We start from the raw sequence: 16,151 nt of genomic DNA, 5'->3' as shown, positions 1-16,151 counted from the left end.
TCCGGGGGCCGTGAAGGTTTCGCATGTTCGTCTTATGCGCGGCGCTATGCTCGGGCGGTTACCTACCCTCTGACTGGAGTCCGCCGTGAATACCGAATCCCTTGCCGCATCCCTCTTCCAGCAGCTGCAGCAGGGCCAGGGCCTGCAACAGGTGTCCCAGCAGCTGGGCATCGACCAGAACCAGGCCAGCACGGCGATCGGCGCGGCGCTGCCGCTGCTGATGGGCGCGATGGGCCGCAACGCGCAGCAGCCGCAAGGCGCTGAAGCCCTGCTCGGTGCGCTGCAGCGCGACCACGCGCCCGCCAGTGGCGGCGGCTTCGACCTGGGTGGGCTGCTCGGCAGCGTGCTCGGCGGTGGCGGTGGCAGCAATGCCACCAACGGTGCCGGCATCCTCGGCCATGTGTTTGGTGGCAACAGCGACCGCGCCGCACAGGGCCTGAGCCAGGCCACCGGGCTGGACAGCAGCAAGACCAGCCAGCTGTTGGCCATCCTCGCCCCCATCGTCATGTCCTACCTCGCCCAGCGCTTCGCCAATGGCGGCAACGCAGGCCAGCTCAGCCAGGCCCTGGGCCAGGAAGCGCAGAGCAGCGGTGCCGGTGGGCTGCTGACCTCGGTGCTGGACCAGGACGGCGATGGCCAGCTCGGCATCGGCGATCTACTCAAGCTCGGCGGCGGCCTGCTCGGCGGCAAGCGCTGAGCGCAGCCAAGCGACGATGCGGCGACAAATAGGCCACGACTATCGTTTTGGTTGATTCATTCGAATTTACCGAATGAACCGCATTGCTTAACGTGGTCGCATGCCTTCACGGCACGCCCCGGGTTCATGCCCGGGGCCCTGTCGCCATCGGCGCGGTGCCGCAGATGGTCCCCACATTCGCTGCTACACAGGTAGATACCCATGAAAAGCGAAGCAAAGTGCCCGTTCAACCATGCCCTCATCGGCAATGCCACCACCAACCGCGACTGGTGGCCCAACCAGCTGCGCGTGGACCTGCTCAACCAGCATTCGGACCGCTCCAACCCACTGGGTGAGACGTTCGACTACGCCAAGGCGTTCAATGGCCTGGACTATGCGGCGCTGAAGGCCGACATCACCGCATTGATGACCGATTCGCAGGACTGGTGGCCGGCCGACTTCGGCCATTACGGCGGCCTGTTCATCCGCATGGCCTGGCACAGCGCAGGTACCTACCGCATCGGCGACGGACGCGGCGGCGGTGGCCGCGGCCAGCAGCGGTTCGCCCCGCTCAACAGCTGGCCGGACAACGTCAGCCTGGACAAGGCACGGCGCCTGCTGTGGCCGATCAAGCAGAAGTACGGCCAGGCCATTTCCTGGGCCGACCTGCTGATCCTCACCGGCACCGTCGCGCTGGAATCGATGGGCTTCAAGACCCTGGGCTTCGCTGGCGGCCGCCCGGATACGTGGGAGCCCGACCAGGACGTGTACTGGGGCCGCGAAACCACGTGGCTGGGCGGTGACGTGCGCTATGCGCATGGTTCTGAAGGCGTGCAGGAGGACCACGGCGTGCTGGTCTCCGACGACGATGCCGATGGCGACGTGCACTCGCGCACCCTGGAAAACCCGCTGGCGGCGGTACAGATGGGCCTGATCTACGTGAACCCGGAAGGTCCGGACGGCAACCCCGACCCGCTCAAGGCCGCTTTCGACATCCGCGACACCTTCGCGCGCATGGCGATGGACGATGAAGAAACCGTCGCCTTGATTGCCGGCGGCCACAGCTTCGGCAAGACCCACGGCGCCGGCCCGGCCGACAACGTGGGCGCCGAACCCGAAGCGGCCGGGCTGGAAAGCCAGGGCCTGGGCTGGGCAAACAAGTACCGCAGCGGCAAGGGCGGCGACGCCATCACCAGCGGTCTGGAAGTCACCTGGACCCGTACCCCGGCACAGTGGAGCCACGACTTCTTCGAGCTGCTGTTCGGCCACGAATGGGAACTGACCAAGAGCCCGGCCGGTGCCCACCAGTGGGTGGCCAAGGACAGCGATGCGGTCATTCCCGACCCGCACGACGCCTCGAAGAAGCACCGCCCGACCATGCTCACCACCGATCTCTCGCTGCGCGTGGACCCGGCCTACGAGAAGATCTCGCGGCGTTTCCTGGCCGACCCGCAGGCCTTCGCCGATGCCTTCGCGCGTGCCTGGTTCAAGCTGACCCACCGCGACATGGGCCCGCGTGCACGCTATCTCGGCCCGGAAATCCCGGCCGAAGAGTTCATCTGGCAGGACCCCATCCCCCAGGCCGGAAAGACGCCGATCGATGCGCAGGACATCGCCGCGTTGAAGCAGAAGATCGCCGCGGCGGGATTGAGCGTGGCTGAGCTGGTGTCCACCGCATGGGCCTCGGCCTCCACCTTCCGCGGCTCGGACAAGCGTGGTGGTGCCAACGGTGCGCGCATCCGCCTGGCCCCGCAGAAGGATTGGGCGGTCAACCAGCCGCAACAGCTGGGCAAGGTGCTTGCCGCACTGGAGAAGGTCCAGGCGGAGTTCAACGCCGCCGGTGGTCGCAAGGTGTCGCTGGCCGACCTGATCGTGCTGGCCGGCAATGTCGGCGTCGAGCAGGCCGCCAAGGCCGGCGGCCATACGGTCACCGTGCCGTTCCATCCCGGCCGCACCGATGCCAGCCAGGCCCAGACCGACGTGGAGTCCTTTGAGGTGCTGGAGCCGTACGCCGATGGCTTCCGCAACTACCTCAAGGGCCGCTACAGCGTGCCCGCCGAAGCGCTGCTGATCGACCGTGCGCAGCTGCTGACGCTGACCGCACCGGAACTCACCGCGCTGGTCGGTGGCCTACGGGTACTGGGCACCAATACCGGCGGCAGCAACACGGGCGTGCTCACCGAGCGCCCCGGCACGTTGAGCAACGACTTCTACGTCAACCTGCTCGACATGCGCACGCAGTGGACGCCGGCCGGCGATGGCTACACCGGCAACGACCGCAACGGCGGCACGCAGCGCTGGAAGGGCAGCCGGGTCGACCTGGTGTTCGGCTCGAACTCGGTGCTGCGCGCGCTGGCCGAGGTGTACGCCAGTGCCGATGGCGAAAAGAAGTTCGTGCAGGACTTCGTCGCCGCCTGGGCCCGGGTGATGGAACTGGACCGCTTCGACCTGCACGGTTGAGACCACGCGGAACGGCACCGACCCCAGCGGCCGGTAGCCTGAAAACGAATCAAGGCGTGCCGGTCACTGACCGGCACGCCTTTTTTGTCATCCATCGGGCCGGTGCGGTAGCGCGTTACGGCGATGCGCGCAGCCGCTTCAGGATCGGCGCGAACAGCGGGGTTTCACTGCGCGGCGGCGACGGCACCTTGCCCGCCTCGGCCGATTTCCAGTAGGTCCAGGGCAGCGGCCCATCGCCTAGTTCGTAGTCCATGCCATCCCAGGCATCCTCGCGGAAGGCATAGAACGCCCAGTGCACACGCGTGTCATCCAGTACCGCGAGCACATCGTGCAGGTAGGCCGGGCAACCGCTCCAGCGCCGCATGCAGCCGAACTCGCCCACCACCATGCGCGTGCGCGGAATGCCATGCGCGTCGGCCCACAGCAGCGGCTGCATCAGGTACTCACGCACCCGCGCAGCGTCCCAGTTCTGCTCGCCGCTACCGAACGGCACCGTGCCGGGGTAGCCATACGGCGTGGCGCGTTTCTGGTTGGGCGCACTGGTGGCCGCGTAGGGTTCGTACATGTGCACGCTGTACAGCAGCGCCGGATCCTTCAACGCGACAGGCCAGTACGAGAACGCATCGGCGGCGGCATACCAGCCTGCGTCGAGCATGATCGGCGTGGTCGGGTCCGCGCGGCGTACCGCTGCGATCAGCCGCGTGTAGAACGCCGGCAGGTCGCGCCCGGTGCCTTTTACCCGTGCATACCACTGCGCCAGTGCCGCCGCCGAGGCGTGCTCGTCCACGCCGCCGCGCTCCGGTGCCGGTTCGTTGATCAGGTTGTAGGCGGCCAGCGCCGGGTGCCCGGCCAGCGCAGCGGCCAGATCGTGCCAGAACGCCAGCGCAGGCTGCTGCGCATCCAGGCTCTGCCACAACCGCGGATCGTGCTCGCCGCCATTGTTCTGCGACCAGCGCAGCAACGGCAGCGACAGCGGCGCCAGCACCACTTTCAGCCCGGACGCATGGGCATCATCGAGTACGCGGCGCAGTAGCTTGAGATCGGCCGCGTCCAACCCGCGATAGTCATCGGCGTTGCCGATCAGGAAATCACGCTGGTGCGCCGGCCATTTGTCGTAACTCAGCCGCACCCAGGTAGCGCCGGTGGCACGCAGCGCATCGAAATGGGCGCGGTCGGGCGGCACCTGGTTGAAGCTGTTGCCGCCGTGGCGGGGAACATCCCAGAAGGTGATGTCCGCGGCCTGCACGGCGGTGGATGCAAACAGGCTGGCCAGCAGCAGGACGCGCCAGGTAAACCGGCGCAGCAGAAGAGAAGGCAAGAACGGCATCGACACAACCCGCAGAATCAACAGGTACACAGCATGGCCGCGATGCCCGGCACCTGCCGTGAACCCGGTCAGGGTCTGCGGCATGCCGTCGTTGCCATTTTCTATCGACTACAGCGCATCCAGATCACCCAGTGCACGGATCAACCGCCGCGCACGCTTGTCGGGCCGATGTTCGGGCGGCTGGTAGCCGTTCTTCGCCGCCGCCCGCTGCGCGCGCACTTCGGCCCGCCGCGCGCGCGAGGCCTCGCTCTCTTCATAGAGCTGCTGCGCCAGCGGTGCCGGCCCGCGCAACTCGCTCAGGCCACGCACCTGCACGTCGAACACTTCATCGCCACGGTGGATCTGCAGCTGCTCCCCCACCCGCACCGCAAGCGAGGACTTGGGCCGCTGCCCCTGCACATCGACCTTGCCGGTTTCCACCGCCTGTTTGGCCAGGCTGCGGGTCTTGAAGAATCGCGCCGCCCACAACCAGACATCCAGGCGGACCACCACCAGCGGTGCTGCTTCAGTCATGCTTTCTATCCAGCTCCACGGCCTTGGCCGGTTGGCGGTTCAGGGGGGCCTGTGCTGCATCGCGATATCCCGCTGACAGGCTTGGTGCTAGTGTGCCCCTCCCCGAGCGTGATCTCCAGAGCACATGGCCAAAGCGCCGCTTGACCTGACCACCGGCCCGATCGGGCGCAACCTGTTCCTGTTCGCGCTGCCGATCCTGGCTGGCAACATCGCCCAGTCATTGAACGGCTCGGTGAATGCGATCTGGGTCGGGCGCTTCCTCGGCGAGGCGGCGCTGACCGCCACCGCGAACGCCAACAACATCATGTTCTTCCTGATCGGCTCGGTGTTCGGAATCGGCATGGCCGCCTCCATCCTGATCGCCCAGTCGATGGGCGCGCGCGACCTGGCGCAGGCGCGGCGGGTGATGGGCACCAGTGCCACCTTCTTCATCGGCCTGTCGGTGGTGATCGCCATCGCCGGCTGGTGGCTGTCGCACCCGCTGCTGGCCGCGATGGGCACGCCGGCCGAATCGCTGCCACTGGCCGAGGCCTACCTGAAGATCATCTTCCTGGCGATGCCCACGCTGTATGCATTCGCATTCCTCAGTTCAGCCCTGCGCGGCGTCGGTGACTCGCGTACCCCGTTCCGCTTCCTGCTGCTGTCGGTGGTGCTGGATATCGGCTTCAACCCGCTGCTCATCTTCGGCATCGGCCCGTTCCCCAAGCTCGGCATCGCCGGTGCGGCCTGGGCCACGCTGATCGCACAGACGCTGTCGCTGGCCGGGCTGCTCTGGTACATGCGCAACAAGCGGCACGTGCTGTGGCTGGGCCGCAAGGACATGGCGCTGTTCAAGATCGATCTGGAGATCCTGCGTGCACTGGTGGTCAAGGGCGTGCCGATGGGCCTGCAGATGGTGCTGATCTCGCTGTCGATGATCCTGATGATGAGCATGGTCAACAGCTACGGCACCGACACCGCGGCGGCCTATGGCGCTTCGCTGCAGCTGTGGACCTACGTGCAGATGCCGGCGATGGCGATCGGCGCGGCGTGCTCATCGATGGCCGCGCAGAACGTCGGCGCGCAGCGCTGGGACCGGGTGCGGGGTACCGCGCGCAGCGGGGTGATGTACAACTTCCTGCTGACCGGCGTGCTGATCCTGCCGCTGATCCTGCTCGACCGCTACACCCTGGCGCTGTTCCTGCCCGATGGCAGCCAGGCGCTGGAGGTGGCACGCCATCTGAACCACATCGCGGTGTGGTCGTTCCTGTTCTTCGGCGTGAACTTCGTGATTTCCGGCGTGGTCCGCTCCACCGGCGCGGTGATTCCGCCGCTGCTGATCCTGGCGGCGTCGCTGTGGGGCATCCGCGTGCCGTTCGCCGAACTGCTGCAGGACCGCTGGGGCGCCGACGCGGTGTGGTGGAGTTTCCCGGTCAGCTCGTTCTGCGCGATGCTGCTGTCGCTGGCGTATTACCGCTGGGGCGGCTGGCGCAAGGCGCGGATGCTGCCCAGCCATCGCGAGGAAATCGCGGTGCCGGCCGAAGTGCCGGCAACACCACCTTCACCGGTGGCGGATCTGGATCCGGATGCGCCGCCCACCGCAGCACCTGCGCCGCAGCCGATGCGGTAGGTACCCACCGTTGGTGGGTACGGCAGGTCAGAGGTCATGGCGCACGTTGCCTGTTTGCGTCGCCCAAACGCAAACGGCCACCCGAAGGTGGCCGTTTGTTGCGCGACAACCGAAGTTGTCGGCGCGGTATTACTGGGCAGCCTTGGCAGCAGCCAGGCGGGCCTGCTTGGCCTGTGCAGCGGCGGCCAGATCTTCCTTGATGCGGGCAGCCTTGCCTTCCAGACCACGCAGGTAGTACAGCTTACCGGCGCGGACCTTACCACGACGCTTCACTTCGACCGAGTCGATGATGGCGCTGTGGGTCTGGAAGACGCGCTCGACGCCGTAACCGTGCGAGATCTTGCGGACGGTGAAAGCGGAGTTCAGGCCGGCGTTCTTGGTGCCGATCACGACGCCTTCGTAAGCCTGGACGCGCTCACGGTTGCCTTCTTTGACCTTCACGTTGACGACGACGGTGTCACCCTGGCTGAACTTCGGCAGCTCGCGGGTGATCTGGGCGGACTCGAAGTCCGCAAGGATGGTTTTGTTCAGCTTGCTCATGGGTGCACCGATAGTGTTCGGGTGGTCGTGTCGTTCGACAACGTGGGCTCATGCAGTCACCGGACTGTGCTGCACGTTTTTTTGTATGGATCCACCATCGGGCGCAAAGGCCTGATGGGAATCGCCAATGATAGCCGAAGTTCCTACCCCCGCGCTAGGGGGTGGGGTCTTCGGCCTGGGCCTTGCGGCCCTGCTCCAGCAGGGTCCGGTCGGCCTTGGACAGCTGGACCTCGTCAAGCAGGTCCGGCCGCCGTGATGCGGTCCGCAGCAACGACTGCTGGCGGCGCCAGCGGGCGATGGCGGCATGGTTGCCCGAGCGCAGCACATCCGGGACGGTGCCCCATTCATGCTGGGCCGGGTGGCTGTAGTGCGGGCAGTCCAGCAGCCCCTGCGGGCCTTCGAAACTGTCCTGTGCGGCCGATTCGGCATCGCCCAGGGCGCCCTCCTGCAGCCGGGTCACGGCATCCACGATCACCGCCGCACCCAGCTCACCGCCGGACAGGACGTAATCGCCGATCGAGATTTCCTCGCTGACCTCGGCCGCCAGGAACCGCTCGTCGACGCCTTCATAGCGCCCACACAGCAGGATCATGCGCGGCAGCGCGGCCAGTTCGCGGACCTTGGCCTGGGTCAACGGCTTGCCCTGCGGGCTGAGGTAGATCACCGGCGCGGGCGCCGGATCGGCCGCCTTCGCCGCAGCCAGGCAGGCCCGCAGCGGCTCGATCAGCATGACCATGCCAGGGCCGCCACCGAACGGACGGTCGTCCACCCGGCGGTAATTGCCCTCGGCATAGTCACGCGGATTCCAGCCGTGCAGGTCGAGCAGGCCGCGTTCGGCGGCACGCCCGACCACGCCCAGCGCAGCGGACTGCGCCATGAACTCGGGGAACAAGGTGATGACGTCGATGCGCACCGGCCTAGAACTCCGGGTCCCAGTCGACCACGATCAGGTTGGCCTCGAAATCCACCGACACCACGAACTCCGGCTGCACGAACGGAATCATCCGCTCACGGTCGCCCTGCACCACCAGCACATCGTTGGAGCCGGTGGAGAACAGGTGCGAAGCCCGCCCCAGTTCGACGCCATCCACGGTGCGCACCTGCAAGCCTTCCAGGTCGACCCAGTAGTACTCGTCGGGCTTCGGCGGCGGCAGCGCGCTGCGTGCCACATACACTTCGGTTCCGTACATCGACTCGACCACATCGCGGTCGGTGATATCGGGAAACACCGCAATCAAGTGCTTGCCGGCCTGACGTCCGCGCGCGCCCTTGAGGGTGCTCTCCTGGCCGGCGGGTGTACGCAGGATCCAGGGCTGATATTGGAAAATGGCGGTACGCGGCTCGGTCCAGGACTCGAGCTTGATCTCGCCTCGCACACCAAAAGCGCCGACAATCCTGCCCAGCAGGATCCGGCGCTCGGTATCTTTCATCTGTCTAGACCGAATGGGCCGCGACAAGCGCGGCCCTTCAGGATCAGGCCGCGGAGGCCTGGGCCTTGGTCGCTTCCTTGTACAGGTTGCGAACCTTGTCGGTCATCTGGGCGCCGTTGGCAACCCACTTGTCGACCAGCGGCAGGTCCAGCACGATGCGGGATTCCGCACCCTGGGCCACCGGGTTGTAGTAACCGACGCGCTCGATGTTGCGGCCATCACGGGCGCTGCGCGAGTCGGTCACGATGATGTGGTAGAAGGGACGCTTCTTGGCGCCGCCGCGGGTCAGTCGAATCTTGACCATGGTGTAATTCCTCTATTGCCCAGTCGCCAGGATGGCGCGGTAAGCCGGCGATTATAGCGGCGGCCTGCGGCCATTCCAAGCCCGTGAAGACCGCCGAACCTGAACAGGCCCCTACCCGGCCCCGCTCACACCGCCAGCGGCTGCCAAGCGGTGGCCGCCAGCACCTGCCGCGCACGCGCGCACAGCGCCTCGGAGCCCGGCAAGGGCACCGCATCGATCTGGCCGATCGGCCAGACCCCGGCCGAGTTGCAGGCGATGGCGGCATGGAACCCGGCCAGTTCACTGCGCTCGACCGGCCGGATCTGCTGCGCGCCCTGCCAGCCGGCCTGCAACAGGCGCTCATGCGTACCGCGCAACGCCGGCGCCTGTGGCCAGACCAGCACGTCGTCGACGGCAAAGCCGATGTTCCAGGTGGTGCCCTCGCTGATGCGCGCGCCCGACCCCAGGAACAGCGCATCGTCGAACCCGGCCTGCAGCGCCGCGCGACGGTGCTGGAACAGCGCGAAGGTGCCGACGTGCTTGAGCTGCGGCAGCTCGCGTTGATAGGGCACGGTGCGCACGCGGCGCGCCATGGCGGGGAGCTCCACCGGCGGCGCAGTGGCCACCAGCACATCCACAGCTACCGGTTGCAGCGGCTGGCGGAAATCGAAGGCACGCGAGAACACCGTCACCCGCAGCGAGGCATCGGCGAGGCTGTCGTCGTGCAGCGCCTGGCACATCCATGCCTGTACCTGGGCCGCCTCCAATCCAGTCCCGAACAGTTCCAATGTGCCCTGCTGCAGGCGCTGCAGGTGCAGATCCAGCCCCTGCACCGCGCCGCCACGCACCTGCAGCGAGGTGAAGTGACCGTAGTTGGTCAGCGCGGCGGCCAGATCGTCGCTGTCGGCGCGCTGCCCGTTGCAGTAAATGCTCATCCCAGCAGCGCCCGGGCATCGGCCCACATCTGCTGCAGCACCTCGGCCGCCGGCCGTGCCGGTGCCAGCCATGCCGACTGCCCCGCCCAGGCCTGCATCGCATCGAGGCGATGCTCGCGATTGGCCTGCGCACGCATCGGTGCGGTAAGCCCGCGCTGCACCGGATACGGGCGCGGCGGTGGCGCATCGCCGGCCGCGGCGGCGCGCACATAGGCGGTGGCCAGGCCACGGCCCAGCCGCCCGCTGAAGGCACGCGTCGGCCAGGTGTCTTCCGGCTCGGCGTGGGCCAGCGCCTGCGCCCACGCCGGGTCCAGCGCGCATTCGGGCGTACGCATGAAGGCGGTGCCGACCTGCACCGCACTGGCGCCGAGCAGCAGCGCCGCCGCGATGCCACGGCCATCGGCGATACCGCCGGCGGCGATCACCGGCACGTCGAGGTGGTCGGCCAGGCGTGGCAGCAGTGCGAACAGACCGACCAGCTGGCGCTCGGCCGCGTCCGGCTCGAACGCACCGCGATGTCCGCCGGCTTCAAAGCCCTGCGCGACCACGGCATCGGCCCCGGCCGCCTGTGCGGCACGCGCTTCGGACAAGGTGGTGGCGCAGGCGAACCAGGCGATGCTGGCTGCCTTCAGACGCGCTACCTGGGTGGCAGAAAACACGCCCATGATGGTCGAGGCCACCGCCGGTCGCGCGGCGATCAAGGCATCGAACTGCGCATCGAAATCGGCCGGACCGGTATCGCCGGCAGCGGCCGCCACCTCCGGCCCCCACTGGGCCAGGAACGCGCGCGTGGCCGCCTCGCCTGCGACATCACGCTGGGGGGCAGCATCGGGAATCCAAACGTTGATCTGTGCCGGACCGGACGACTGTGCGCGGAAGGCTTCCATCCACGCGCCGATATCCTGCGGCTGCGACAGCACTGCGCCCATCGCGCCCATGCTGCCGGCGTTGGCCAACGCTGCCGACAACGGTACCGGGCAGGCCCCGGCCATCGGTGCGAGCAGGATCGGGGCCTGCAACGAAAAACGCCGACAGAAACTGTCGGCGCGTTCAAGGATCGGGGCAACACTCACGATCGGCGCACCTGTGCGGGAGACGGTGCCAGCATACGCCGCACCGACCTCGCCCGGCGTATACGCCGGCAGGACTCAGCGCGCCGACAGGGCGTAGGTACGCACCAGCTGGCTGTCCATTTCCTCGTTGAACTTGAAGCTCACGTAGCGGGCGTCATCGGCGGCGAATTCTTCTTCGGCGATGGCGCGGCCAATCTCGGTGCCTGCGGCATCCAGCGCGCGTGCCACCAGCTTGCCCTTGAAGGCCTTGTCGGCCACCACGTACACGGCTGCATCCTTGGAGCCCATGCCACGGCTCTTGCCCAAGGTCACCGTGAGGCCACGTGCGGCCAGCGCGGGATCCGCCTGCAGCGTCACGTTCATCTTCTTGTCGACACCCTCGCCCAGTCCGGCGACGAAATCGGCGGCGGTGCCACTGAGCGCACTGCCGGCCTTCTGCGACATGGACGCATCGTCCTTGCACGCCACCAGCCCCAGGGCCAGCGCGATTACCACGATCGACTTGTTCACGGACATTCCCTTGATTGATCAGGCGCGATAGTCGGCCACCCGGACCGGCGTGGCAAGCGTCATCCGCGCCTGCAGATGACGTTCCCGGCTGCTGTACGGTGTTGCTGGATCAGCGGAACGGCATGCCGCCGCGGCCACCCATGGCACCCATGGCACCCATCATGCCCTTCATGCTGCGCATCATGCCCTTCATGCCGCCACCGGCCATCTTGCTCATCATCTTTTCCATCTGCTGATACTGCTTCATCAGCTTGTTGACGTCGGCCGGGGTCAACCCGGAGCCGCGCGCGATGCGGGCACGGCGCGAGCCGTTGAGCAGGCCCGGATTGCGGCGCTCCTTCCTGGTCATCGAGTTGATGATGGCGATCATGCGCGGCACTTCCTTGCCCTGGCTGACCTGCGCCTTGAGGTGCTCGGGGATCTGGCCCAGGCCCGGCAGCTTGTCCATCAGGCCGCCGATGCCGCCCATGTTCTGCATCTGCTCGAGCTGGTCGCGCATGTCGTTCAGATCGAACTTCTTGCCCTTGGCGACCTTCTCGGCGAGCTTCTGTGCCTTGTCCTTGTCGACCTGCTGCTCGACCTGCTCCACCAGCGACAGCACGTCGCCCATGTCCAGGATGCGGCTGGCGATACGGTCCGGGTGGAACACGTCCAGGCCGTCCGGTTTTTCGCTGACGCCGACGAACTTGATCGGCTTGCCGGTGATGTAGCGCACGCTCAGCGCGGCACCGCCACGGGCATCACCGTCGGTCTTGGTCAGCACCACACCGGTCAGCGGCAGGGCTTCGCCGAAGGCCTTGGCGGTATTGGCCGCGTCCTGGCCGGTCATCGCATCGACCACGAACAGCGTTTCCGCCGGGTTGACCGCGGCGTGCAACGCCTTGATCTCGGCCATCATCGCTTCGTCGATGGCCAGGCGGCCGGCGGTATCGACGATGAGCACGTCCACGAAGGACTTGCGTGCATCGTCGATGGCGGCGCGGACGATCGCTTCGGGTTTCTGGTCGGCGCTGGACGGGAAGAACAGCACGCCCACCTGTTCGGCCAGGGTCTTGAGCTGCTCGATCGCGGCGGGACGGTAGACGTCGGCCGAGACCACCATCACCTTCTTCTTGCGCTTTTCCTTCAGGTGCTTGGCCAGCTTGCCGACCGTGGTGGTCTTGCCCGCACCCTGCAGGCCGGCCATCAGGATGATCGCCGGGGCCGGGACATTGAGGTTCAGGTCCGAGGCGGCCGAGCCCATCACCGTGGTCAGCTCGTCGCGCACGACCTTGATCAGCGCCTGGCCGGGGGTCAGCGACTTGAGCACTTCCTGGCCAACCGCGCGCACCTTGATGCGCTCCACCAGGGCCTGCACGACCGGCAGGGCGACGTCGGCTTCCAGCAACGCGATGCGGACTTCGCGGGTGGCCTCGCGGATGTTTTCCTCGGTGAGGCGGCCGCGGCCACGCAGCCGCTCGATGGTGCCGGAGAGGCGCTGGGTCAGGGACTCGAACATGGAGGCAACCTGTTCAGAACGAAAGACAAAGAGACCCACAGTATAGCGGGTCCGCCCTGCTCCCCGACCGCCGCTGCGGCCTGTCGCCGCAGCCATCGCTACTGCCCCGGGGGTATGCGAAACTGACACGATGACAATCGTTCTCATCGCGACCCTGCTGTACCTGACCGCCACCGGCCTGCTGGTGCGCGCGGTCGGCCGCGATGACGCCAGCCGCTCGCCCACCTGGCTGTGGCCGGCACTGCCGGCGATGCTGCTGCACGGCGGCTACCACGCGCTGGTGGCCATCCAGAACAGCGGCGGCCCGGACATGCATTTCTTCGCCGCGCTGTCGCTGGTCGGGCTGGGCATGGCCTGGCTGACCTCGCTGGTGGCCGCGCGCGGGCGCATGGCCGCGCTGGGCGTACTGGTGTTCCCGATGGCCGCGGCGGTGCTGTGCATTTACCACGGCTACGGCCACGAACCCAGCCGGCCGCTGGGCTGGCAGCTGGCCACGCATGCCTGGCTGGCGCTGCTGGCCTACGCCACGCTGAGCGTGGCCGCGTTGCTGGCGATCATGCTGTGGTTGCAGGAACGTGCGCTGCGCCGGCGTGATTTCCGCCCCTGGCTGCGCGCCCTGCCGCCGCTGGCTGACCTGGAATCGCTGCTGTTCCGGGTGATCGCGGCGGGCTTCGCCCTGCTCACCTTGACCCTGGTCACCGGGGTGCTGTTCGTCGATGACCTGCTGGCGCAGAAGCTGGTGCACAAGACCGTGCTCAGCCTGCTGTCGTGGATCGTGTTCGGCATCCTGCTGATCGGCCGCCGCCGCTACGGCTGGCGCGGGGCCAAGGCGGTGCACTGGACCCTCACCGCGATGGCGTTGCTGCTGCTGGCGTTCTTCGGCAGCCAGTTCGTGATCGAACTGGTGTTCGGGCATACCCGCTGACGCCAGCGTGGCAATGCCCGCGGCGCCGGCGAGGCACCACGGGCACACGGGATTACAGGCCGTAGCGTTCGATCACCGCCAGGTGCCGCTGCTCATCCTGGTCGCAGGCTTCGGCCAGGCGCAGCCAGCACAGCGGATGCGCCCAGCCCGCCGTCGCCTCACTGAGGAAACGATGCAGGGCCAGCGGCGGATGCCCCTGCGGCTGGGCGATGGTGAACAGCACGCCCGGCAACTGGCCGTCGGCGTTGTCCGGATCGGTCAGCTGATAGTCGTCGCGGCTGTGCTTCCACAGCTTCCAGCCCTGCGCCTGGACCGCCTCGCTGAAGGCCGTCCAACGGTCTTCGCCCGGGTCCACGCCGTCCACCAGCCAACTGCTGGCATGCCCACCGCTTTCCAGCAGATGCACCTGCGCGTAGGTCGGCATGAAGTGCTCGCGCTCCTGCTCGTCCTCGGGCGCGGGGTGCACCAGCTCGGCATCGAACACCACCCAGTCGTCCACCCGCTGCGGGCGGCTGGCCGGTGCGTTTTCGATGATGCGCGCGGTGACCGGGCCGGTGCGCTGCGCGTAGTACTCGATGGGCTCGCCGGCATCCATGCAGCGGATGATCACCCAGCCGAAATTCTCTTCCACCGGCCCGGTGTCATTGCTCAGCGTCATGCCGATCGCCGCGGCCGAATGGCGCACCGCATCCCAGTCGCGTGCAGCACTGGCGGCGGTCATGTGATCCCAGTGCACGCTGCGCGGCTCTTCCAGCGTTTCAGTCAGGTGCCGGTAGTGCTGCTTGGCCTCGTCGAAGCGCTGCTGCGTCATCAGGGCCGTGGCCAGCAGACCGCGCGCGCCATGCGAGCCCGGCGACAGGGCCAGCAAGGCGGTGCAGGCCTGCTCCAGCGCCGCCCAATCCGAGCGATGCCGCGCCAGCTGCGCCTGGCACCACAACGCGAACACCGGCACGCTGCCCTCGAACTGCCGGATCAGACGGGTCAGACCGGCTTCATCGCCACGTTCAACCAGCAGGCGCATCAGCGTGTACGCCGGCGTGCCATCTTCTGCCGGGTGCTGCTGCACATGCCGCCACAACAACGCGATCGCCTCCTCGGCAGCGCCACAGGCGTTCAAGGCCGAGGCGGCGACATCGACCAGCGCCGCATCGTCGGGGCGTTCATCCACGGCCTGCAGCAACCATTGCGCTTCGCGCTCGGGGTCGCGGCCCTGATCGGCCTCGCCCTGTGCCAGCAACCACGTCAGCAACTCGGCCGCCGGTACCGGCAGCGTGGCCTGGGCCGGCGCCGCCTCGATGCGCGCAGCCAGCTCCGCCAGCTGTGCACGGGCCCCGCGGTCCTGACGCAGCTGGCCAAGATGCTGCTGGGCCAGCACCAGGTGGCGCTGCGCCATCCACACGGCATCGCGCTGCAACGCCAGGTCCACGCACAGCCCGGCGATCTCGATGACGATACGGTGTGCGCCCACCTCGGCGAAGTGCGCCAGGGTGACGTTGAGCCGACGCCCCAGCTCCCACGTGTTGTGTGCCGGGGTGTTTCGCGCCAGCAGGGCCACGGTCTGCGCCCACATCCGCCGGTAGTTCGGCGACAGCTGCGCGAACGGCACCATCGAGGCCATCGCCTCTTCATCGCGGCCCAGCTGGGCCAGCGCCCAGGCCTTGGACAGCTTGCGCGGCACGGTGCAGTTGGCCGGCTCGTAGTCGCCCTCGGCCGCCACTTCGGCTTCGCGCTGCTCGATCAGCGTCAGCGCTTCGGCGGCGCGGCCGCTGGCCAGCAGAATCTTGATGCGCATTTCCGGAAAGCTGTCGTAGACCTTGCCGCCATGCGCCAGCACGGTGTCGGCCTGCGTATCGAGGTAGCCCAGCGCATCGTCGCTGCGGCCGTCGTCGAGCAGCGCATCGGCCTTCTCGCAGCTCAGGCACTGGAAGCAGGCCCAGCTCGGGTCGATCCGCGCCAGTGTTTCATCGCACACCTCCACCCGCTCGGGCACCCAGCCGGGACCGTCGATGTTGCCGTAGCACGCGGCCAAGTCCTGGGTGACGCAGACGGTCTGCGGGCAGTCGGCGGCATCGGCACGGTGGGCGCGCTCGAACAACGCCACTGCATCGCCGAGGGCCGCTTCGCCTTCGAGCCGGTTACCGACCCGGTTGCGCATTTCCCAATGGCCCACGAAGACCTCCAGCCACGGGTTGGCCAGGGTCTTGCCGAGTGCACGCGCCTCCGGCAGCAGGGCATCGACGCGGTCCATGCGCAGTTCGCAGACTTCATCGGTCAGCCGGGTCAGCAGCTGCGCACTCTGCGGCTGACCGGCCTGGCCGAGGTCATCCTGCAGTTTTTCCACCCAGTTCCAGATATCCATGTAGTTCGTACTG

15 protein-coding genes are annotated in these 16,151 nt (G+C 67.6%); 4 read left to right on the top strand and 11 right to left on the bottom strand.

From position 1 onward, the window contains the following. The first annotated feature begins 73 nt into the window (after positions 1 to 73). Both AC3IPM_RS05825 and katG read left to right on the top strand, forming a co-directional pair. Positions 74 to 697, top strand: a complete 624-nt coding sequence (locus AC3IPM_RS05825) for a DUF937 domain-containing protein (protein WP_489304020.1) — start codon at positions 74 to 76, stop codon at positions 695 to 697. Between the two features lie 201 nt (positions 698 to 898). Next, entirely contained in the window at positions 899 to 3,136 is a 2,238-nt protein-coding gene (katG, locus tag AC3IPM_RS05820) for a catalase/peroxidase HPI (protein WP_489303009.1), read from the top strand. Positions 3,137 to 3,251: 115 nt separating this feature from the next. On the opposite strand, the gene AC3IPM_RS05815 is transcribed toward katG, so the two are convergent. Together AC3IPM_RS05815 and AC3IPM_RS05810 are read right to left on the bottom strand one after the other, a co-directional pair. Then, complete coding sequence (locus AC3IPM_RS05815; protein WP_489303008.1) at positions 3,252 to 4,454, bottom strand: glycoside hydrolase family 5 protein; 1,203 nt, start codon at positions 4,452 to 4,454, stop codon at positions 3,252 to 3,254. 117 nt (positions 4,455 to 4,571) lie between these two features. Continuing rightward, complete coding sequence (locus AC3IPM_RS05810; protein ID WP_489303007.1) at positions 4,572 to 4,976, bottom strand: RNA-binding S4 domain-containing protein; 405 nt, start codon at positions 4,974 to 4,976, stop codon at positions 4,572 to 4,574. 124 nt (positions 4,977 to 5,100) lie between these two features. Between AC3IPM_RS05810 and AC3IPM_RS05805 the strand changes: the two genes are divergently transcribed. After that, on the top strand, positions 5,101 to 6,585 hold the full coding sequence (locus tag AC3IPM_RS05805; RefSeq protein WP_489303006.1) for an MATE family efflux transporter: 1,485 nt from the start codon (positions 5,101 to 5,103) through the stop codon (positions 6,583 to 6,585). A gap of 129 nt (positions 6,586 to 6,714) precedes the next feature. Here the strand turns inward: AC3IPM_RS05805 and rplS are convergent, their stop codons facing one another. From rplS to ffh, 8 genes are all read right to left on the bottom strand, one after another. After that, entirely contained in the window at positions 6,715 to 7,125 is a 411-nt protein-coding gene (gene rplS / locus AC3IPM_RS05800) for a 50S ribosomal protein L19 (protein ID WP_038689625.1), read from the bottom strand. 154 nt (positions 7,126 to 7,279) lie between these two features. Beyond that, positions 7,280 to 8,038, bottom strand: a complete 759-nt coding sequence (gene trmD / locus AC3IPM_RS05795; protein ID WP_489303005.1) for a tRNA (guanosine(37)-N1)-methyltransferase TrmD — start codon at positions 8,036 to 8,038, stop codon at positions 7,280 to 7,282. 4 nt (positions 8,039 to 8,042) lie between these two features. Then, on the bottom strand, positions 8,043 to 8,555 hold the full coding sequence (gene rimM, locus AC3IPM_RS05790; RefSeq protein WP_489303004.1) for a ribosome maturation factor RimM: 513 nt from the start codon (positions 8,553 to 8,555) through the stop codon (positions 8,043 to 8,045). Positions 8,556 to 8,598: 43 nt separating this feature from the next. Next, positions 8,599 to 8,859 (bottom strand): 30S ribosomal protein S16, encoded by a 261-nt coding sequence (rpsP, locus tag AC3IPM_RS05785; RefSeq protein WP_017356068.1) that lies wholly within the window; start codon positions 8,857 to 8,859, stop codon positions 8,599 to 8,601. A 125-nt stretch (positions 8,860 to 8,984) separates the two neighbouring features. After that, complete coding sequence (locus AC3IPM_RS05780) at positions 8,985 to 9,773, bottom strand: aminotransferase class IV family protein (RefSeq protein ID WP_489303003.1); 789 nt, start codon at positions 9,771 to 9,773, stop codon at positions 8,985 to 8,987. Further along, the gene (locus tag AC3IPM_RS05775) at positions 9,770 to 10,846 is read right to left on the bottom strand and encodes an NAD(P)H-dependent flavin oxidoreductase (RefSeq protein ID WP_489303002.1); all 1,077 of its coding nucleotides are present in this window, start codon (positions 10,844 to 10,846) and stop codon (positions 9,770 to 9,772) included. Before AC3IPM_RS05775 ends, AC3IPM_RS05780 begins: the two co-directional genes overlap by 4 nt. A gap of 75 nt (positions 10,847 to 10,921) precedes the next feature. After that, a complete protein-coding gene (locus AC3IPM_RS05770; protein WP_489303001.1) occupies positions 10,922 to 11,356 on the bottom strand; it encodes a hypothetical protein in 435 nt (144 codons plus the stop codon). 109 nt (positions 11,357 to 11,465) lie between these two features. Then, a complete protein-coding gene (gene ffh, locus AC3IPM_RS05765) occupies positions 11,466 to 12,854 on the bottom strand; it encodes a signal recognition particle protein (protein ID WP_489303000.1) in 1,389 nt (462 codons plus the stop codon). A 130-nt stretch (positions 12,855 to 12,984) separates the two neighbouring features. Here ffh and AC3IPM_RS05760 point away from each other — a divergent pair, with 130 nt between their 5' ends. Continuing rightward, positions 12,985 to 13,779, top strand: coding sequence for a cytochrome C assembly family protein (locus tag AC3IPM_RS05760; protein WP_489302999.1), 795 nt, complete (start codon positions 12,985 to 12,987; stop codon positions 13,777 to 13,779). A 52-nt stretch (positions 13,780 to 13,831) separates the two neighbouring features. Here the strand turns inward: AC3IPM_RS05760 and AC3IPM_RS05755 are convergent, their stop codons facing one another. Further along, on the bottom strand, positions 13,832 to 16,138 hold the full coding sequence (locus AC3IPM_RS05755) for a tetratricopeptide repeat protein (RefSeq protein ID WP_489302998.1): 2,307 nt from the start codon (positions 16,136 to 16,138) through the stop codon (positions 13,832 to 13,834). Positions 16,139 to 16,151 lie beyond the last annotated feature (13 nt).

The organism is Stenotrophomonas sp. GL_111, assembly GCF_057835245.1.
The sequence above is the reverse complement of the archived record's forward strand: the minus strand, read 5'-3'. Positions and strand labels throughout refer to the sequence as shown.